The organism is Amycolatopsis methanolica 239, assembly GCF_000739085.1.
GTDB lineage: Bacteria > Actinomycetota > Actinomycetes > Mycobacteriales > Pseudonocardiaceae > Amycolatopsis_E > Amycolatopsis_E methanolica.
Genome location: NZ_CP009110.1, coordinates 5,259,205 through 5,278,370, shown reverse-complemented (window position 1 = coordinate 5,278,370; position 19,166 = coordinate 5,259,205). Strand labels below are relative to the sequence as shown.

General features: G+C 73.2%; 19 protein-coding genes. 12 read left to right on the top strand and 7 right to left on the bottom strand.

What is annotated here, in order from left to right; genetic code table 11:
• Window positions 1-27: 27 nt before the first annotated feature.
• Entirely contained in the window at window positions 28-1,182 is a 1,155-nt protein-coding gene (locus AMETH_RS25650) for a glycosyltransferase family 4 protein (RefSeq protein WP_026153361.1), read from the top strand.
• A 3-nt stretch (window positions 1,183-1,185) separates the two neighbouring features.
• Here AMETH_RS25650 and AMETH_RS25645 read toward each other — a convergent pair whose 3' ends face one another.
• Window positions 1,186-1,809 (bottom strand): nucleoside/nucleotide kinase family protein, encoded by a 624-nt coding sequence (locus AMETH_RS25645; RefSeq protein WP_017984046.1) that lies wholly within the window; start codon window positions 1,807-1,809, stop codon window positions 1,186-1,188.
• A gap of 62 nt (window positions 1,810-1,871) precedes the next feature.
• Between AMETH_RS25645 and AMETH_RS25640 the strand changes: the two genes are divergently transcribed.
• Both AMETH_RS25640 and AMETH_RS25635 read left to right on the top strand, forming a co-directional pair.
• A complete protein-coding gene (locus AMETH_RS25640) occupies window positions 1,872-2,285 on the top strand; it encodes an SRPBCC family protein (protein ID WP_017984045.1) in 414 nt (137 codons plus the stop codon).
• A 72-nt stretch (window positions 2,286-2,357) separates the two neighbouring features.
• Entirely contained in the window at window positions 2,358-3,578 is a 1,221-nt protein-coding gene (locus tag AMETH_RS25635) for a cytochrome P450 family protein (RefSeq protein WP_017984044.1), read from the top strand.
• Window positions 3,579-3,582: 4 nt separating this feature from the next.
• Here the strand turns inward: AMETH_RS25635 and AMETH_RS25630 are convergent, their stop codons facing one another.
• Entirely contained in the window at window positions 3,583-3,984 is a 402-nt protein-coding gene (locus tag AMETH_RS25630) for a hypothetical protein (protein ID WP_017984043.1), read from the bottom strand.
• An 88-nt stretch (window positions 3,985-4,072) separates the two neighbouring features.
• Here AMETH_RS25630 and AMETH_RS25625 point away from each other — a divergent pair, with 88 nt between their 5' ends.
• From AMETH_RS25625 to AMETH_RS25610, 4 genes are all read left to right on the top strand, one after another.
• On the top strand, window positions 4,073-4,699 hold the full coding sequence (locus AMETH_RS25625; protein WP_017984042.1) for a MerR family transcriptional regulator: 627 nt from the start codon (window positions 4,073-4,075) through the stop codon (window positions 4,697-4,699).
• Window positions 4,700-5,167: 468 nt separating this feature from the next.
• Window positions 5,168-7,471: a SulP family inorganic anion transporter gene (locus AMETH_RS25620; RefSeq protein ID WP_017984041.1), complete on the top strand. Its 2,304-nt coding sequence runs from the start codon at window positions 5,168-5,170 to the stop codon at window positions 7,469-7,471.
• Between the two features lie 50 nt (window positions 7,472-7,521).
• A complete protein-coding gene (bioD, locus tag AMETH_RS25615; protein WP_038533461.1) occupies window positions 7,522-8,244 on the top strand; it encodes a dethiobiotin synthase in 723 nt (240 codons plus the stop codon).
• Window positions 8,245-8,366: 122 nt separating this feature from the next.
• Complete coding sequence (locus AMETH_RS25610; RefSeq protein WP_017984039.1) at window positions 8,367-8,963, top strand: DUF2567 domain-containing protein; 597 nt, start codon at window positions 8,367-8,369, stop codon at window positions 8,961-8,963.
• A 53-nt stretch (window positions 8,964-9,016) separates the two neighbouring features.
• On the opposite strand, the gene AMETH_RS25605 is transcribed toward AMETH_RS25610, so the two are convergent.
• The 3 genes from AMETH_RS25605 to AMETH_RS25595 all read right to left on the bottom strand — a co-directional run bounded on the left by AMETH_RS25605 (window position 9,017) and on the right by AMETH_RS25595 (window position 10,909).
• Entirely contained in the window at window positions 9,017-9,277 is a 261-nt protein-coding gene (locus tag AMETH_RS25605; protein WP_017984038.1) for a WhiB family transcriptional regulator, read from the bottom strand.
• A gap of 246 nt (window positions 9,278-9,523) precedes the next feature.
• On the bottom strand, window positions 9,524-10,237 hold the full coding sequence (locus AMETH_RS25600) for an LON peptidase substrate-binding domain-containing protein (RefSeq protein ID WP_017984037.1): 714 nt from the start codon (window positions 10,235-10,237) through the stop codon (window positions 9,524-9,526).
• A gap of 33 nt (window positions 10,238-10,270) precedes the next feature.
• Window positions 10,271-10,909 (bottom strand): NUDIX hydrolase, encoded by a 639-nt coding sequence (locus AMETH_RS25595; RefSeq protein ID WP_026153360.1) that lies wholly within the window; start codon window positions 10,907-10,909, stop codon window positions 10,271-10,273.
• 110 nt (window positions 10,910-11,019) lie between these two features.
• Between AMETH_RS25595 and nadA the strand changes: the two genes are divergently transcribed.
• The 4 genes from nadA to AMETH_RS25575 are packed head-to-tail and all read left to right on the top strand — an operon-like array spanning window position 11,020 to window position 15,855.
• Window positions 11,020-12,027, top strand: a complete 1,008-nt coding sequence (gene nadA / locus AMETH_RS25590) for a quinolinate synthase NadA (protein ID WP_026153359.1) — start codon at window positions 11,020-11,022, stop codon at window positions 12,025-12,027.
• Window positions 12,024-13,670 (top strand): L-aspartate oxidase, encoded by a 1,647-nt coding sequence (locus AMETH_RS25585; protein ID WP_081924794.1) that lies wholly within the window; start codon window positions 12,024-12,026, stop codon window positions 13,668-13,670. The genes nadA and AMETH_RS25585 overlap by 4 nt, the downstream gene beginning before the upstream one ends.
• Window positions 13,667-14,515, top strand: a complete 849-nt coding sequence (nadC, locus tag AMETH_RS25580; protein ID WP_017984034.1) for a carboxylating nicotinate-nucleotide diphosphorylase — start codon at window positions 13,667-13,669, stop codon at window positions 14,513-14,515. Before AMETH_RS25585 ends, nadC begins: the two co-directional genes overlap by 4 nt.
• A gap of 59 nt (window positions 14,516-14,574) precedes the next feature.
• Window positions 14,575-15,855 (top strand): sensor histidine kinase, encoded by a 1,281-nt coding sequence (locus AMETH_RS25575; protein WP_017984033.1) that lies wholly within the window; start codon window positions 14,575-14,577, stop codon window positions 15,853-15,855.
• A gap of 29 nt (window positions 15,856-15,884) precedes the next feature.
• Here AMETH_RS25575 and AMETH_RS25570 read toward each other — a convergent pair whose 3' ends face one another.
• Window positions 15,885-16,958, bottom strand: a complete 1,074-nt coding sequence (locus tag AMETH_RS25570; RefSeq protein WP_020486722.1) for a dihydrofolate reductase family protein — start codon at window positions 16,956-16,958, stop codon at window positions 15,885-15,887.
• A gap of 93 nt (window positions 16,959-17,051) precedes the next feature.
• On the opposite strand from AMETH_RS25570, the gene AMETH_RS25565 reads away from it, so the two are divergent.
• Entirely contained in the window at window positions 17,052-18,092 is a 1,041-nt protein-coding gene (locus tag AMETH_RS25565) for an ROK family transcriptional regulator (RefSeq protein WP_017984031.1), read from the top strand.
• A 1-nt stretch (window position 18,093) separates the two neighbouring features.
• Here the strand turns inward: AMETH_RS25565 and AMETH_RS25560 are convergent, their stop codons facing one another.
• Window positions 18,094-19,164 (bottom strand): type VII secretion protein EccE, encoded by a 1,071-nt coding sequence (locus tag AMETH_RS25560; RefSeq protein ID WP_017984030.1) that lies wholly within the window; start codon window positions 19,162-19,164, stop codon window positions 18,094-18,096.
• Between the last annotated feature and the right edge of the window lie 2 nt (window positions 19,165-19,166).

Sequence of the window (19,166 nt, the reverse complement as noted above, 5' to 3'; positions counted from 1 at the left end):
CAACCGCTCCCTAGTAGTCTCCAGCCCGTGCTTCGGACCCTGCTGGTGACCAACGACTTCCCGCCGCGGCCCGGGGGGATCCAGAACTACCTGAACTCCTTCGCGCGCCTGCTGCCGCCGGACCAGCTCGTCGTCTACGCACCGTCCTGGGACAAGCCCTCCGGTTCGCACCCCGAGTTCGACGCCGCCGCGCCGTTCGAGGTGGTCCGGCACCCCACCTCGCTGATGCTGCCCACCCCCGACGTGCTCCGCCGCGCCAAGGAGATCCTGCGCGCGCACGACTGCCAGGCCGTCTGGTTCGGCGCCGCGGCCCCGCTGGCGCTGCTCGCCCAGCCGCTGCGGGCCGCGGGCGCGGACTGGGTCGTCGCGAGCACCCACGGGCACGAGGTCGGCTGGTCGATGCTGCCGCTGGCCCGCCAGGCGCTGCGCCGCATCGGCGACACCACCGACGTGATCACCTACGTCAGCAAGTACACGCGCGGCCGGTTCGCGTCGGCGTTCGGCCCGTCCGCGGGGCTGGAGCTGCTGCCGCCGGGCGTCGACCCGGACGTGTTCAAACCCGACGACGCCGCCCGCGACGAGATCCGCGCCCGGCACGGCCTCGGCGACCGGCCGACCGTCGTCTGCGTGTCCCGGCTCGTCCCGCGCAAGGGCCAGGACATGCTCATCCACGCCCTTCCCGAGCTGCGCCGCCGTGTCCCGGACGTCGCGCTCCTGCTCGTCGGCGGCGGCCCGTACCGGAAGTCCCTGGAACGGCTCGCCGACGCGCAGGGCGTCGCCGGCGACGTCGTCTTCACCGGCTCGGTGCCGTGGACCGAACTGCCCGCGCACTACGCCGCGGGCGACGTCTTCGCCATGCCCGCCCGCACCCGCGGCAAGGGACTGGACGTGGAAGGCCTCGGCATCGTCTACCTGGAGGCCTCCGCGACGGGCCTGCCGGTCGTCGCGGGCAACTCGGGCGGCGCCCCGGAGACCGTCCTCGACGAGGTGACCGGTCACGTCGTCGACGGCCGCGACGTCCACCAGCTGGTCGAGACCCTCACCCCGCTGCTCGACGACCCGTCGCGTGCCCGCAAGATGGGCGCCGCGGGCCGGGCCTGGGTGACCGAGCAGTGGCGGTGGGACCTGCTGGGTGCCCGGTTGCGCGCGTTCCTCAGCGGCGAGCCTGCCGTCGCGCCCTGACCGTCACGCGGCCCGCTCCAGCACCGCCGGGTGCCGCGGGTCGTCGGCGCGCACCACCACGTCGGCGATCTCCGCGGGCCGCACCTCCTCCTCGTACCGCTCGAACGCGGGCAGCGCCCACTGCTCGTCTCCGGGCAGGCGCCGCCGCAACGCTCCCGCGGACAGCTGCAGGTGCACGGTCAGTTCGAACGGCAGGCCACGTCCGAGGAGCATCTCGCCGTCCACGACAAGCACGCCCGGCGCGGGCAGCGGCACCCGCGCCGACCGCGTGGCGCGGTCGCGAGCCGAGTCCCACAGCGCGGGCAGCACCTCGCCGCTTCCATTGCGCCCCAGCGGATCGAGCACTTCGCGGCGCAACGCGCTCTCGTCCAGCCAGGACCAGTAGCGGGAGTCCGGGTTCTCCCTGCCGTACTCGAACCGCAGCGACGCAGGCCGCAGGAAATCCACAGTGGACACCCGCTGCACCGCGCGGCCGCCCACCCGCAGCGGGTCCACCAGCGCGTCGGCGAGTGCCGCGGTGCCCGCCGGGCCGTCCACGGCGATCCGCACCCACGGCGCGTCCAGCACGAGGACCCGCTCGGCCAGTTCCCCGGCGAGGTGTTCGAAGGTGATGGGCCGATACCGCACGATTTCCCATCGTGCCCCATGACGGGGCCGGAATTGTCGGTGCCTCCTGCCATCATGAGCCCATGACCAAGGAAGTGGGCAGGACAGCCGACGCGGGCTGGCAGGTCGGCGTCTCGCGGACGCTGCCGCACCCGGCCGCCACCGTCTGGGAGTTCCTCACCAGCAGGGCCGGCGCCGAGATCTGGCTCGGCCCAGGCGCAGGCGTGCCCGGTGGCAAGGGGGAGCGCTTCGAGACGGCAGGCGGAACGGCGGGCGAGGTCCGCAGTTTCCGCGAGCTGGACCGCATCCGGCTGACTTGGCGGCCCAAGGACTGGGACCACGACTCGACGGTGCAGGTGACGGTTTCGCCGTCGGGCAACAGGACGGTCGTCCGCTTCCACCAGGAGTGGCTCGCCGGCGCCGAGGAGCGCGCCACGCAGCGGGAGTACTGGAAGGGGGTGGTGGACCGGGTCGCCGACGCCCTCGCCGCACGGTGAGCCGGGCACCAATCGCGCCCGTGGCCCGTTGACGAGTTGCCGGAGCACGAACGCCACTGGGAGGACCACGAAATGCGCGTGGTGGACGAACCGATCGAGCTCGACGACGACGTCATCCAGGACCCGCACGCCCTCTACCGCGCGCTGCGCGAGGAGGGCCCGGTCCGGCCCGCGATCATGCCCCGCGGGTTGCGGGTCTGGCTGGTCTCGGGATACGCGGAGGCCAAGGCGCTGCTGGCGGACCCGCGGCTGAGCAAGGACGCCAAGCGGGCGCAGGAGCTGTTCGAGACGCGCCTGACGGCGACCGGGGGGACGGACGGCGACGACCCGTCGGGCAGCCTGCTGCGCCACCACATGCTCAACAACGACCCGCCGGACCACACGCGGCTGCGCAAGCTGGTCAACAAGGCCTTCACCGCGCGCACCGTCGCCCGCCTGCGACCGCGCATCGAGCAGATCACCGACGAGCTGCTGGACTCGGTTGCCGCGCGCGGCCGGGTGGACCTGCTGGACGCGTTCGCCTACCCGCTGCCGATCACGGTGATCTGCGAGCTGCTGGGCATCCCCGAGGAGGAGCGCGGCGACTTCCGCGAGTGGTCGAACACGCTGCTCAACTCCGGGCCCGCGGACGACTTCCACGACGCGGCCCGCTCGATGGCCGGTTACCTCACCGCGCTGGTCGCCGCCAAGCGCGCGGCGCCGACCCAGGACCTGCTGTCCGACCTGGTGCACGTATCGGACGAGGGTGACCAGCTGTCGCCGGAAGAGCTGGTCGCGATGGCGTTCCTGCTGCTCGTCGCCGGGCACGAGACCACGGTCAACCTGATCGGCAACAGCGTGCTGGCGCTGCTGCGGCACCCGGACCAGCTCGCGGCCCTGCGCGCCGACCCTTCGCTGCTGCCCGGCGCGGTCGAGGAGTTCCTGCGGTTCGAGGGGCCGATCAACATCGCGACCCTGCGGTTCTCGGTGGAACCGGTGCCGATCGGCGACGTCGAGATCCCGGCGAACGAGTTCGTGATGGTCTCGCTGGTGGGCGCCAACCGCGACGGCGAGCGGTTCCCGGAGCCGGACCGCCTGGACGTCACCCGTCCGGCGGGTGGTCACCTGGCCTTCGGCCACGGCATCCACTACTGCGTCGGGGCGCCGCTCGCCCGGCTGGAAGCGGAGGTGGCGCTCGGCCGCCTCTTCGACCGCTTCCCGGCGATCGAGCTCGACGGCGACCCGGGCGAGCTCCGCTGGCGGGAGAGCACGCTCGTGCACGGCCTGAACACCTTGCCGGTGGTGGTCCGCTGAGACGTCAGTGGTGGTCGTGGCGCTGGCGGTAGACGACTACCGCCATGGCCACGCCCATCAGGGCGTGCCCGATGCCCATCAGCGCGCCGCCGGAGATGGCGCCGGTCCAGTACGGCACGAGCAGCACCACGAACGGCACGTACATCCACACGGTCATCTCGAACACCGAGCGCCGGCTGTGCCGGCGTACCCGCATCCAGGCGGCCATCGGCAGGGCCATCTCGGTCGCCATGATCATCGCCCGCCAGTCGGTGCGGTCCACGACCGCCGACCAGCCCGCCGCGTCGAAACCCAGCCGGACGAGTGGCCCGAGGACCGCCATGCCAAGGCCCATGGCGATCCACATCTCGGCGTAGTGCAGTACGGCCCGGCGGGTGATGGGCGAGCGCAGGGACAGGGTGGTCATTCTCCTCGCCTCCAGAATGGATAGCTGTACTATCTTAAATGGGAAGCTACTCTACCCATGACGCTGTGTCCAGAGGGAGGAACGCCGGATGCGCATGGCGGAGCTGAGCCGGGAGTCGGGCGTCCCGGTCGCGACGATCAAGTACTACCAGCGCGAAGGCCTGCTCCCGCCCGGCGAGCTGACCAGCCCCAACCAGGCCCGCTACGGGCCCGCCCACGTGCGGCGGCTGAAGCTGGTTCGTGCCCTGCTGGAGATCGGCGGGTTGTCCGTGGCCGCGGTGGGCGAGGTACTGACCGCGATCGACGACCCCGCCACCTCGACGCACGACATCCTCGGGTTGGCCCAGCACGGCCTGCCGATGGCGAAGCTGGAGGTGACGGCCGACGACCGGGCCTGGGCGCTGAGCCGGATCGAGGAGGTGGCCCGGCAGCGGGACTGGGAGGTGCACCCCGGATCGCCGGTGGTCGAGTCGCTGGTCGGTGTGCTGTGCGCGCTCCGGGAGGTCGGGCACGAGTGGGTACTGGAGGAGCTCGACTGCTACGCCGAGGCGGCGGCCTCGGTCGCCGAGCGCGACGTGACGACGGTGGCCCGGCTGGGCGCCACCGAGGCGGTCGTCGAGGGTGCGGTGGTCGGTACCGTCCTCGGCGACGCCTTGTTCGCGGCCCTGCGCCGCATGGCGCACGCGGCGGTCTCGCGGCGGCAGTTGTCCGGGTAGGGCCGGCTCACGGGGACGGGGGACCCCGGACGTGGCTGTACCGGGTGGCGCGCTCACCCCCGGTCATCCCGCGCCGCCTGCGCCGCGGTGCGGCGTCTGCGTGCGGACGGCGTCGGGTGGCGCTGGGGACCAGTCGCGAGGGTGGCCCGAAGCGCTAATACCTACCACCGTGAATAATTCACCCAATCCAGTGTGACCAGTAGCGCTCGGTCCGCTCTCGCGCACTGTCTGTCACGTTTCGTGTCTATCGTCGCGCCGCTTGGTGACCTGTGTCACGCGCACTGATGGCCTCGCGTCAATACGCCGTTACTCATCAGTCATGACACTTTGTGAACAAAACGTGAGAATTTCTTTGCATACCGGACATCCCGGGCGTTTTTCGGTATCTCTGGTGCTACAGGCCGTCACTGGGGCCGGTCTCCCCTTGGTTCATCCCCATGTTCGGGCACTTCCGCACCGGAGGCGTGAATGATTGACAACTCTGCCCAGGAGCGTGAGCACGCTCCGCCCCGCTCGTGGCGGTCCGCGCTGGACAACCTCCGCCACGACGTGCCGGCCTCGCTGGTCGTCTTCCTCGTCGCGATCCCGCTGTCGCTGGGCATCGCGCTGGCCTCCGGCGCGCCGATCGTCGCCGGCCTGATCGCCGCGATCGTCGGCGGCATCGTGGCCGGCGTGCTCGGCGGGGCGCCGCTGCAGGTCAGCGGCCCCGCCGCGGGCCTGACGGTGATCATGGCGGAGACCATCAACGAGTTCGGCTGGGCCGCCACCTGCGCCATCACCGTCCTGGCAGGCGCGCTGCAGATCCTGCTCGGCCTGAGCCGGATCGCGCGGGCCGCGCTGGCCCTGTCCCCGGCCATCGTGCACGGCATGCTGGCCGGCATCGGGGTCACGATCGTCCTGGCCCAGCTGCACATCGTGCTGGGTGGCACCGCGCAGAGCTCGCCGATCGACAACCTGCTCCAGCTGCCGGCGCAGATCCTCGACCCGCACGGGCCCGCCACCCTGATCGGCCTGCTCACCCTCGGCGTCCTGCTCGTGTGGGGCAAGCTCCCCGCCGCGGTGCGGAAGGTGCCCGGCCCGCTCGCCGCCATCGTCGCGGTCACCGTGTTCTCGCTGGTCGCCGGCCTGGAAGTGCCGCGCGTCGACATCCCGGCGAACGTGCTCGACATCAGTTTCGCGCCGGACTTCCCGGACACCGGCTGGTTCGACTTCGGCGTCGCCGTCGTCACCATCGCGCTGGTCGCGAGCGTCGAGAGCCTGCTCTCCGCCGTGGCCGTCGACAAGATGCACACCGGCCCGCGCGCGAACCTCAACCGTGAGCTGCTCGGCCAGGGCGCGGCCAACATGACCTCGGGCGCGCTCGGCGGCCTGCCGGTCACCGGCGTGATCGTGCGGAGCTCGACCAACGTGCAGACCGGCGCCCGCACCCGCGTTTCGGCCGTCCTGCACGGCGTCTGGGTTCTGCTGTTCGTCGCCGTGCTGGCCGGGCTGCTGCGCAACATCCCGCTCGCCGCGCTCGCCGGCCTGCTGGTGCACGTCGGCGCGAAGCTGGTCAACCTCAACCACATCAAGCAGGTGCTGCGGCACGGCGACCTGCCGGTCTACCTGATCACGCTGCTCGGCGTCGTGGCCATCGACCTGCTCACCGGTGTGCTGATCGGTGTCGCCGCGGCCGCGCTGATCATGCTCCGCCGCCTCCTGTGGTCCGGCATCCACGCCGAACGCGACGGCGACAAGTGGCGCGTCGTCGTCGAGGGGGCGTTGTCCGCGCTCTCGATCCCGCGCCTGACCTCGGTACTGGGCACCATCCCGCGCGGCGCGACGGTGACCCTCGAACTCGTCGTGGACTACCTCGACCACGCGGCGTTCGACACGCTCTCGGCCTGGCAACACTCCCACGAGGAGGCGGGCGGCCAGGTGATCGTGGACGAGATCGGGCACCCCTGGTTCGAGCGGGGCAAGGCAGGCGAGCCGACCGTGCACAAGGCCAAGGCCCAGCGGATCGCGCCGCGCTGGTTCGCCCCCTGGTCGGACTGGCAGCGGGCCCGGCAGGAGGAGCCGGTCGAGGTCCCGGAGCAGCGGCAGCCGCGGGAGAGCTCGATGCGGCGCGGCATGGTCGAGTTCGAGCGGCGCACGTCCCAGCTGGTCCGCCCGATCCTGGGCAGGCTGGCCGACACGCAGAACCCGGAGACGCTGTTCATCACCTGCGGCGACGCGCGGATCGTGCCGAACCTGATCACCAGCAGCGGTCCTGGCGACCTGTTCACCGTGCGCAACATCGGCAACCTGGTGCCCGACCACGCGACGTGCGCGGCGGGTTCGGACGCGTCCATCGGCGCCGCGGTCGAGTTCGCGGTCGGGGTGCTCAAGGTGCGCGAGATCGTGGTGTGCGGCCACTCGTCGTGCGGCGCGATGAAGGCGCTGCTTGGCGGCGTGCCGGCAGGCGCGCCCGCGCTGGAGTCCTGGCTCCGGCACGCCGAGCCGAGCCTGGAGCGGGCGAAGACGCAGGCGCCGATCCGGATCGGCGACTCGCTGCCCGGGTCCGAGGCCGACCAGCTGGCGCTGCACAACATCCTGCAGCAGCTGGACCGGCTGCGGGAGTATCCGACGGTCGCGGCCGCCGAGGCCCGCGGCGAGGTCGACCTGGTGGGGATGTACTTCGAGGTCGGCGCCGCCCGCGTCCACCTGTACGACCCGAAGGCGAACGCCTTCGTCTCGGCCGACAGCGTCGTGACCGGGACCGCGGAGAGCAACCCGATGGTCACCGGGTAGCCACACACCGGAAAGCCGGCCGGCCGGCGCCGGTATTAGTGTCGGATCCCGTGAGCGTGCTGGTGGTGACCGGGACCGGAACCGGCGTCGGCAAGACCGCGGTGACCGCGGCCCTCGCCGCGCTCGCGCGCGCCGAGGGCCGCCGGGTGGCCGTGCTGAAACCCGCTCAGACCGGGGTCGCCCCGGACGAGCCCGGCGACATCGACGAGGTCACCCGCCTCGCCGGGGACGTCACCGCCCGCGAGCTGCGCCGTTACCCGGACCCGCTTGCCCCGGACGTCGCGGCGCGGCGCAGCGGCATCGCGCCGGTCGGGCCGGCCGAGGCCGCGGGCGCGGCGAGCGAGCTGGCCGAGACGCACGACCTCGTGCTGGTCGAGGGCGCCGGGGGACTGCTGGTCCGTTTCGACGCCGACGGCGCCACGCTGGCCGACGTCGCGTGGTCGCTGTCCGCACCGCTGCTGGTGGTCGCCGAGGCCGGGCTCGGCACCCTCAACGCCACGGCCCTGACGGCCGAGGTCGCGACAGCGCGCGGCCTCAACGTGCTCGGTGTCGTCATCGGGTCCTGGCCCGCACGGCCGGACCTGGCCGCCCGGTGCAACGTGTCCGACCTGCCGGTGGCCGCCGGATCGCCCCTGCTCGGCGCCCTCGCCGAGGGTGCGGGCGCGCTGGACCCCGACGCCTTCCTGGAGGCGGCGCGCGCCGGGCTGTCGCCGTGGTTCGGCGGCGACTTCGACGCCGAGCGGTTCGAGAAGGGCCTGAACACCCAGTCCTGACCCGCGTTCTCCGGGTGAACCCGGCCGACTGGATCGGCGACGCGGCCGACACGGTGCGTACACGGGTGGGGGGACCGGCTAATCTCGGTGCGGCGGATCAAGCGGCAACGGAAAGAGGTGCGGTGGCCGACTCGTCGCCGGTGCAGGCCAGGCCGGGAGCACCCGGTCCGGAGCTGTCCGCTGTGCTGTTTCACCGGCGGCCACCCCGGCCGCGGGTGGTCGTGAAGGCCGACCTGCTGCCCGCGGTCAGCCTGCTGTCGCTGATCGGTGTGCTCGGCATCCCGCTCGGCTGGCTCTGGTCGCTGCTCGCCCCGCCCGAACGGGTGCGCGTGTTCGACGGCGGCCAGCTGGTCCCGCTGCAGCTGGAGAGCTGGCACCGCTTCGACGACCTCGCGATCTACGCGTTGCTGGGCCTCGGCCTGGGTGTGGTCACCGGGGTCGCGGTGTGGATGCTGCGCGAGCGGCGCGGGCCCGTGGTGCTGATCGCCGCGGTGCTCGGCGGCCTGCTCGCGGCCTGGCTCGGCGTCCAGATGGGCGTGGCCTTCGCCAACAGCGCGTACGCGGTCACGACCACGCCCGCGGTCGGCGACGTGATCGAGCGGGCGCCGCGCATCGAGTCGTTGTGGGTCCTGGTGGCCCAGCCACTCGGCACCGCGCTGGTCTACGGCCTGCTCGCCGGCTGGAACGGCCGCGACGACCTCGGCCGCAGGCTGGGCTAGAAACGCGAAACGGCCGGGACCCCGTCCTCGGGGTCCCGGCCGTTCGGCTTGTCTCAGGCCGCCTCGGCGCGCCGGCGGGAGCGGATCAGGCTCCGCCGCTCCTGCTCGGTGGTCCCGCCGAAGATGCCGTTGTCCAGACCGGAGTCCAGTGCGTAGGCCAGGCATTCGGCGCGCACCGGACAGCTTGCGCACACCGCCTTGGCCCGTGCGACCTGCCGGGCGCCCGGGCCCATTTCGGACACGGGGAAGAACAGCTCAGGGTCCTCGTCCCGGCAGGCGGCACGAGTACGCCAGTCGATCACGTCGCGGCTCATGGCGTGCCGCCTCCTTCCATGCGTTTCGTTTCTCAGCTGGCGCTCCAGGCACCAGCAAGGGTGACAGGCACGCGTCAGGGCCCATCTGGTTTTTCTCGCTGCGGTATCTGGGTTGCCACGCCGGGCTCGGATCAATCACCTTGATCCGGCGGGCTGGTGGCAGGGGCTGTTGCCAGCGCCGAAGGTCCAACGGTACCAGGGAGATCGTTGTTCCCGCTCGCCCGTGAAAACGTTGTGGGCAGCGTCTCAGTTCAGGCTGGCGGGCAGGCCGAGCTGGATCAGCTCGGGCGGAGGAGCGGGCACGGCGCGCAGCTTCGACAGGAAGCCGGCCTCCCGCCGCAGCATCCGGCTGACCATTCGCAGCCGGCGCAGCGGCTGGGTCTCTTCGAGCAGTTGCTGCCGGTCGGCCAGCGGTAGCAGGCAGTCGGCGGCCAGCAGGTACGACAACGCGCCCGGCCCGGTTTCCGATTCCGGCGTCGCCCACGAGTCGCGGTGCCAGGCCGCGTCGCAGTACGCCGCGTGCGCGGACAGGGCCGCGTCGCGCAGGCCGCCGACCGCCCGTCCGGCGGCAGGCGGCAGCGGGGCGTCGTCGACCCATTCGACGGTGCCGACGAGGTAGGGCGCGCGACTGTTGTCGATGTCCAGCACGCGGAAGCGGCGCTCGCCGCGGGTGATGATGTCGAACCGGCCGTCGGGCAGCCGCTCGCTCTCGCCGAGCAGCGCGGTGCAGCCGATGGGGTGCACGTGGTCGAGGTGCTCGACCTCGCGCACGGCGGAGGTCCGGATCGCGACGATCCCGAACCGGCGGTCGGGCACCGTGCCGGTCAGCAGGTCGACCGCGAGCTGCCGGTAGCGCGGCTCGAACAGGTGCAGGGGCAGCGTCGCGTCGGGCAGCAGGACGGTTTGCAGAGGGAACAGGGGAATGGTCTCTGTCGTTCTTTCCTGCCGCTCCGCATCCACGGCTACACGGTACGTCGATCCGGTGGTTCTCGCTCAACGTCGTTTGGGGGGCGGGCGGAACACCGCGAACGGGTCCGTCACCTGGATGCCTTTCCCGGTGAAGGAGAACAACGCGGCCGGCCGTCCCCCGCTGCGCCCCGGCGCGGCCGTGTGCCCGGTGGGCGAGAGCAGGCCGCGCCGGGCCAGCACGCGCTGCAGGTTCGTCGCGTCGACCTTGTAACCCAGGGCGGCCGAGTACAGCTCGCGCAGGGCCGAGATGGTGAACTCGCGTGGCGCGAGCGCGAAGCCGACATTGGTGTAGGACAGCTTGGAGCGCAGGCGGTCGCGGGCGCGCAACACGATGTCGCGGTGGTCGAACGCGGTGCGCGGCAGATCGTCCACCGCGTGCCAGCGCGTGTCCTCCGGGACCTCGGGATCGACGTCGGAGGGGACCAGCCCGAGGAACGCCGTGGCGACCACGCGCGGCCCCGGGACGCGGTCCGGCGCGCTGAACACCGCCAGCTGCTCGACGTGGCTCAGCTGCCGGACGTCGACCTTCTCCGCGAGCTGGCGGCGGATCGAGGTCTCCACGTCCTCGTCCGGCCGTAGCCGTCCGCCGGGCAGCGACCAGCGCCCGACGTGCGGATCCAGCGCGCGGCGCCACAGCAGGACCTGCAGTGTGGCGCAACGCACCTGCAATACCGCTGCCAAAACCTCGTGTGCCAGGGGGGCGCTGCTGTTAATATGACTCCGCACGGTTTTCGATTGTAAGGCGAAAACCAGCGACTGGTCCAGGAGGGCCGATGACTGCAGCGACTGTGGACCTGACCCCGTACGGGGGCGTGGAGCCGGACGAGGCATGGGTGGAAGAGGTGCGCAAGCTGGCGCGCGAGCGGGATGCCGTGCTGCTGGCGCACAACTACCAGGCTCCGGCGATCCAGGACATCGCCGACCACACGGGGGACTCCCTCGCGCTGTCGCGGATCGCCGCCGCCAGCGACGCGTCGACCATCGTGTTCTGCGGCGTGCACTTCATGGCCGAGACCGCGAAGATCCTGTCGCCGGACAAGACGGTGCTGATCCCCGACGCCCGCGCCGGCTGCTCGCTCGCCGACTCCATCACCGGCGCCCAGCTGCGCGAGTGGAAGGCGCAGCACCCCGGCGCGGTCGTGGTGGCCTATGTGAACACCACCGCCGAGGTCAAGGCGGAGACGGACATCTGTTGCACGTCGTCCAACGCGGTCGACGTGGTGACCTCGATCCCGGCCGACCGCGAGGTCCTGTTCGGCCCGGACCAGTTCCTCGGCGCGCATGTCAAGCGCAAGACCGGGCGCGAGAACATGCACATCTGGGCCGGCGAGTGCCACGTCCACGCCGGGATCAACGGCCCGGAGCTGGCGCAGCGCGCGGCCGAACACCCGGACGCGGACCTGTTCATCCACCCCGAGTGCGGTTGCGCCACCTCGGCCCTCTACCTGGCGGGCGAGGGTGCGGTGCCCGCGGACAAGGTGAAGATCCTGTCCACTGGGGACATGGTGCAGGAGGCCCGCGCGACCAAGGCGAAGTCGGTGCTGGTGGCCACCGAGGTGGGCATGCTGCACCAGCTGCGCAAGGCCGCGCCGGGTATCGACTTCCGCGCGGTGAACGACCGGGCGTCGTGCGCATACATGAAGATGATCACCCCGGCCGCCCTGCTGCGCGCGCTGCGCGACGGCGCCGACGAGGTGCGCGTCGACCCGGAGACCGCGGCCAGGGCGCGCGCCTCGGTGCAGCGGATGATCGAGATCGGGCAGCCCGGCGGCGGCGAATGACCGGCCCGGTTATCGACGAGCAGACGAAAACCGCCTGCTGGGAGGCTCGCGCGGATCTGGTCGTGCTCGGCACCGGCGTCGCCGGGCTGACCGCGGCGATCCGCGCGCAAGAGCTCGGTCTGCGAGTGCTGGTCGTGACCAAGGCGGCGGTCGAGGACGGCAACACCCGGTGGGCGCAGGGCGGCGTCGCCGTGGTCATGGAGGACCAGCACGACGAGGGCGACTCGGTCGCACGGCACGTCGACGACACGCTGACCGCCGGGGCCGGGCTGTGCGACCCGGATGCGGTGGGGGCGATCCTCGCCGACGGCCCCCGCGCCGTGTCCTGGCTGCGGTCGGCGGGCGCGCGGTTCGACCCCGGCGCCTCCGGCCTGCTCGCCCGCACCCGTGAAGGCGGGCACAGCGCGTTCCGCGTGATCCACGCCGGCGGTGACGCGACCGGGGCCGAGGTCGAGCGGACGCTCGTCGCCGAGGCCACCGGCCGTCGGCTGCCGGTGCTGGAGCGGCACATCGCGGTCGACGCGCTGCGCACGCCGCGTGGCGACGTCGCCGGGGTGACCGTGCTCGACCCGGAGGGGCGGCCGGGTGTGCTGCGCGCGCCCGCGGTGCTGCTCGCGACCGGTGGCATGGGCCAGCTCTACCAGGCCACGTCGAACCCGGAGATCGCCACCGGTGACGGCGTCGCGCTCGGGTTGCGGGCCGGTGCGGTGGCCGCGGACCTGGAGTTCGTGCAGTTCCACCCCACCGTGCTGTACACGCCGGGAGCCCGCGGCCGGTGCCCGCTCGTGACCGAGGCCGTGCGCGGCGAGGGCGCGGTGCTCGTCGACGGCGCGGGGGCGTCCGTCATGCAGGGCGTGCACCCGCTGGGCGACCTGGCGCCGCGCGACGTCGTGTCCGGCGCGATCACGCGGCGGCTCGCTTCGGCGCCCGGTGGGATCGACGACCACGTGTTCCTCGACGCGACCGGCGTGCCCGGGTTCGCCAAGCGGTTCCCGACGGTCTTCGCGGCCTGCCGGGCGATCGGCGTCGACCCGGCGCGTGATCCGATTCCGGTGACCCCGGCGGCGCACTTCGCCTGCGGCGGGATCGCCGCGGGCACCGACGGCCGCACCGGTGTCGCCGGCCTCTACGCCGCCGGCGAGGTGGCGCGGACCGGGTTGCACGGCGCGAACCGGCTGGCGTCCAACAGCCTGCTGGAAGGGCTGGTCACCGGGCGCGCCGCCGCCGAGGCGGTGGCCGCCGACCTCGCCGCCGGGCTGCTGGCCGACCCGAAGCAGGCGTCGGCACCCGCGTGGGGGCGGCTGCGGATGGCTGAGCGGGACGCGCTGCAGCGCGCGATGAGCCGGTACGCCGCGATCGGGCGGGACGCCGAGGGGCTGGCCGTGGCCGGTGCGGTACTCGACCTGTCGACTTCGGACGGTCCACCGCGGACCCACGCTGACGTCGAGAACGCGTCGCTCACCTTGGTGGCGCAGGCGTTGCTGGCCGCGGCCGCGCGCCGCACGGAATCGCGCGGCTGCCACGTCCGCGCCGACCACCCCGGCCGGGACGACGTGGCGTGGCAGCGCAGTCAGCTGATCCGGCTGAACCCGTCGGGGCAGCCGGTGCTGGCCGACCCCGTGTGCACGGAGGAAGTGGCATGAACCTGGACCGGGAGGACGCCCGCCACGTCGTGGAGACCGCGCTGGCGGAGGACCTGCGGTACGGTCCGGACGCGACCACCGCCGCCACGGTCCCGGAGACGGCGACCGCGGTCGCGGAGATCACCCCACGCGTGGACGGCACGCTCGCCGGGGTGCCGGTGGCGCTGCTGGTGTTCGACGCGGTGCTCGGCTCCGGATACGAGGTGCTAGACCGCGGCGAGGACGGCACCCGGCTCGTCGCGGGCAAGCCCGCGCTCGTCGTCCGCGGACCGGTGCGCGGGCTGCTCACCGCGGAGCGCACGGCGCTGAACCTGCTGTGCCACCTGTCCGGCGTGGCGACCGCGACGGCCGCGTGGGTGTCCGCTGTGGACGGCACGAGCTGCGCGATCCGCGACTCCCGCAAGACGCTGCCCGGCCTGCGGCTGCTGGAGAAGTACGCGGTGCGGTGCGGTGGCGGCGTCAACCACCGGATGGGCCTCGGCGACGCGGTGCTGATCAAGGACAACCACGTGGTGGCCGCCGGTTCGGTCACCGCCGCGCTGGCGGCGGCCAGGGAGCACGCGCCGGCGCTGCCGTGCGAGGTCGAGGTCGACACGCTCGACCAGCTCGACGAGGCACTGGCGGCGGGCGCCGACGAGGTCCTGCTGGACAACTTCACGCCAGGGCAGTGCGCGGAAGCCGTGCGCCGCAAGGACGAGGTGTCGCCGAAGACGCGGCTGGAGGCCTCCGGCGGGCTGAAGCTGGCGAACGCGCGGGCCTACGCCGAGACCGGCGTGGACTACCTGGCGGTCGGCGCGCTGACCCACTCCTCGCCCGCGCTCGACCTCGGGATGGATCTCCGCTGAACCTTGTTCCGGCCTCCCCCGGCTTGCTATGACTGGGGCCGGGGGAGGAAGGAACGGGCATGGCTGCCAACTTCCTGCTCACCTTGCTGCGCAAGGGGGCGGGGGTGCTGGCGTCCACGCCGGGCGAGCTGCCGGCGGAGATCGACGATCCGGAGCCGGTGTCCGCGCTCAGGCGGATGGGCGCCGTCGCGGCGAGCAGCACCGACGGGCCGCGCTCGTCGCTGATGGTGCGCGCGACCCGGTACGCGGTGCTGCTGCCGCTGGTCTACCGGATTGGGGTGCTGCCGATCGCCTGGGTGTGGCTGGTGGCCGCGCACGGTTTCGTGCTCTCGGCGACGGTGGTCGCCTGGGTCGGCGTGCTGGCGAACCTGACCGGGCTGATGTGGGTGCTGCGCGTGCCGGACCGCAGCGGGCGCACGACGGCGTTGCTGCTGGCGGCTGATCTGGTTTTCGCGGTCGCGGCGGGCGTGGCGGTCAGCGCGACGGCTCCGGCGGAGTTGTACTGGGCTGCCGCGTGGGTGCCGTTCCTGAACCTGACCGGGACGGTCGGGTTGTGGACGATGTGCCGCGGCGTGCCTGCCGGGCTCGCGCTGGTGGTGCTCGGGGTGCCGTTCCAGGTGGGGTTGCTGGCGCTCGGCGGGCAGCTGTCGATGTGGGTGCCGCCGCTGGTCAGCGGGACCGGGACGATGCTCGTCGCCGTGGTGACCGCGGCCGGGACACTCGTGCTGCTCGGGGTGGCGACGCGCTTGGCGCTGGCGATCGGGATGCGGCTCGGGGTGGCCGGGGAGCGGGCGCGCACGGAGCGGGCGCTGCACGACACGGTGCTGCAGGCGCTCGAAGCGATGGCGATGCACCGCGCCGGGGATCCGGCCGCCGAGCTGGACCGGGTGCGCGCGCAGGCGCGGGCGCAGGCGGCCGAGCTGCGGCGGGGGCTGGGCACGCCGGGCGGTGGCGGTCAGGGGCTCGCGGGGGAGCTGACCGGGCTGGCGACCGAGATGGCGCGGGAGGGGCTGCGGGCGCAGCTGGCGCTGTCCGACCTGGCCGACGACACCCTGACGGAGGCCCGCCGAGCAGCAGTCCGCGACGCGGCGCGCGAGGCGTTGCGCAACACGCTGAAGCACGCGGGCACCCGGGAGGTCGTGATGCGCCTCGCCGAGCACGACGGCGGGATCGCGGTGGTGATCCGCGACCACGGAGTCGGCTACGACGAGGACGCGCGCCCGGCGGGCTTCGGCGTGAGCTCGTCGATGAAAGCGCGCCTCACCGAGGCCGGCGGCTGGTGCCGAATCGACTCCAAGCCAGGCCACGGCACGCGGGTGACGTTGTGGGTGCCGCGTTAGCGGTTCGGGACCTCGACGCCCACCCGGTGCTAGTCCCCGAGGGGCAGGTGCGCGTTCGTCGCCTTGACGAGGGCTGACAGGTCGGGCAGTTCGCGCACCTCGCGGCCCGCCGCGCGCAGCGTTTCCGCTCCCACGCAGTCCACGAACAGGTTCGGCTCGCGCCAGGCGAACACCACTCGCGGGATGCCGGCGTTCAGGATGTGCTGCGTGCAGGACACCGCCCGCGACGCGCGCGAGCTGCACGGCTCCAGCGATGAGTAGATCGTCGCGCCGGTGAGGTCCGCGTCGCCCAGTTTGGCGATCGCCACCTCTTCCGCGTGGTCGTGCGGGTCGGTCTCGCCCGAGTACCCGGTGGCCAGCACCTCGTCGGCGGCGTTCACCACGATCGCGCCGACCCGGAACGTCGTCGACGGCGGGCACTTCTCCGCCAGCTCGATCGCCTCCCGCAGCCTGCGGTGGTCCCGCGCCGCCTGCCCCAGGTGGTACCGCATGAACACGACGTCCCCGATGCGGCGCGTCTCGGTCAGCTGCAGCCGTCCCGGCGGGAACCGGCCGGGTCCGACGAACCGCGGCGCGGCCGCCTCGCCCACGAACACCGGCGCGACCGCGAGTTGCAGTTCGTCCACCACGCCCGCGGTGAGGAACATCGTGTGGATCGCGCCGCCGCCCTCGACCATCAGCCGCTCGATCCCGCGGCCGGCCAGGTCCGCCAGCACGTGCCACAGGTCGAGCGGGTCCCCGCCGTCGACCACGGTCGCCACCGCGCCCAGCCGCTCCCGCACCTTCGGCACCGCCGCGGCCGGGGTGTAGACCAGCTTCTCGACGTCGCCGGTGGTGAAGAAGTTTGCCGACGGGTCGAGGTCGCCGCTCCCGGTGATCGTGACCTTCGCCGGGTTGCCGCGCCCGGAGCGGACCAGCAGCCGCGGGTTGTCGGTGCGGATCGTGCCCGCCCCGACCAGGATCGCGTCCACCCCGGCGCGCACGTCGTCGACCCGCGCGAAGTCCTCCTCGTTGGACAGCAGGAGCCGCCGGTCGCTGGTGTCGTCGAGGTAGCCGTCCAGGGAAACCGCCGCCGAGGCGAGGACGTACGGGCGCGTGCTCACCCCCCGGAGTCTGCCACCGTCCCGCATCGCGGGCCGTTTTGACGCGGTCGGCTACTTTCGTGCACGGTGGAACGAAGTCCTGGGGGGTGAGCAGTGTCGAACGCCGCCGCGGTGCTCGGCGCGATCAGGCGGGAAGGCCCGCTGTCGCGGGCCGCGATCGCCGAGCTCACATCGCTGAGCATGCCGACGGTCAGCCGTCAGGTCGCCGCGCTCGCCGAGGCCCGGCTGGTGCGGGACGTGCCGGACCTGGCCCGCGCCGGCGCCGTCGGACGGCCCAGGGTGCCGGTCGACATCGACGACACCGTGCTCGCCGCGTGCGGGGTGCACATCGGCGTCCGCACCACCACGTTCGGCATCGTCGACCTGCGGGGTCGGCTCGTCGGCAGCGAGAAGATCCCGACCCCGCGGGGCAGCGCCGAGGACGGGCTGGCGTTCCTCGCCGCGAAGGTCCGCGCGTTCCTGCGGCGCTGGCGGGAGCGGCGGGTCGCCGGGCTCGGCCTCGCCACCGGCGGTCAGGTCGACATCGCCCGCGGCTTGATCACCCACGACCGGCTCGGCTGGCACCGCGCCCCCGCGCAGGCGGTGCTGTCGCGCGGGACGGGGCTGCCGGTGCACGTCGACGGCCACGTGCCCGCGATGGCGCACGCCGAGCTCCTGTTCGGCGAGGGCAAGCAGTACCCGAGCCTGCTCTACTTCTACGCCCGCCAGGTCGTCGGCGCGGCGCTTGTCGTCAACGGCGTGCTGCACCGCGGCCCCGGCCAGGCCGGGTCGGTCGCGCACCTGCCGGTCGGCGGCGACGTGCGGTGCCCGTGCGGCCGGACCGGCTGCCTCGAAGCGACGGTCAACGACCAGACCGACCGGGGCGCGCTGGCCGAACGCGCCGCGACGATGGGCCGGGCGGTCGCCATCCTGCGCGACGTCGTCAACCCGGACCAGGTCGTCCTCGGCGGCCAGAACATCACCGACGCGCCGGAGCACCTGGCGACCCTGCTGCACGCCTTCGCGGCGACGACCGCGCTGCCCGGCACCGACCTGGTGACGGTGACGAGGTTCGGCCCGGACGTCCAGGCCGTCGCGGCGTGCACCGGTGTCCTGGCGGACATCTTCGCCGACCCGACGCCGCTGATGGCGTGACTCAGCCCGGCAACGCGAGCGGCAGCGTGCGCCGCACCGCGGCGGCGTGCCTGCCGTACAGCGGCACGACCGGCACGTCCAGGTCGCGGGTCCGGGGCGGGCGCCGCGTCCCGGCGTAGCGCACCAGCCGCAGCGTGACCTCCTCCGTGAGCCGCCCGAAGCGGTTGCGGCGCAACGTGAATGAGCCGACCGTCAGCGCCGCGCCGCGAGCCGTCGACGTCAGCAGCACGGGAACGTCCTCACGCGTCAACGGGACGAAGCCGGCCTGAGCGGTCCCGCCCGCCGACCACGACCGCCAGCCGTCCGCCACCGGCGCCGGGGCGTCCGCGCCGAGGGTGGCGCGCAGCTCCGTCGCCAGCTCGCCCGCCTCCAGCAGCGTGCTGCCGTACCCGGCCTTCGCGAGCGCGCCCATCAACGCCAGCGCCGCGCGGGTCGTCGCCCGCAGCTCGCCCGCCTCACCATCGCCGCGGGCCAGCGCCGCCAGCGGCGCCTCGCTCGCCCGGTACCGCACCGCGACCAGGTACGTCCGCTCGCCGAAGCTCGTCCGCACGAGCAACTGGGCGCCTGCCAGCGGGATCTCCGGGTTGTCGCACGCGGCGCGCAGCAGGTCCAGCACCTTCGCCACGTCCGGCTCCACGCCCTCGCGCAGCCGGATCACCGTGGTCCAGCCGTCGCCGACCCCGGCGACCCCGAACCGGTTACCCGCGCGGTCGACGTGCTGCCGCAGCCGGAAGTCGTGGGCGAGCACGCGCAGCGGGTCGGCGGCCTGGCGGCGTTCGTCGTGCTGCAGCAGCCGGTAGGACACCCAGGTGAGCGCCCAGCCTGCCAGGTGCCGTCCCGCGAACCGGACGGACGTGGACACGACCACCAGCACCGCCAGCACGGTCACGACGAGCTTCGCGGGCAGCACGCCGTGCACCGCCAGCAGCGTCGCGACCAGTGCGGACTCCCAGACCGCGATCTGGGCGAAACCGATGGGCAGCACGAACGGCGCCACGGTGAACCGGCGGGGCCGGGGTGCTTCGGGTGCGGTCCCGCCACCGGCGGAGACCCCCGCGTCGGCAGCGGTCAACT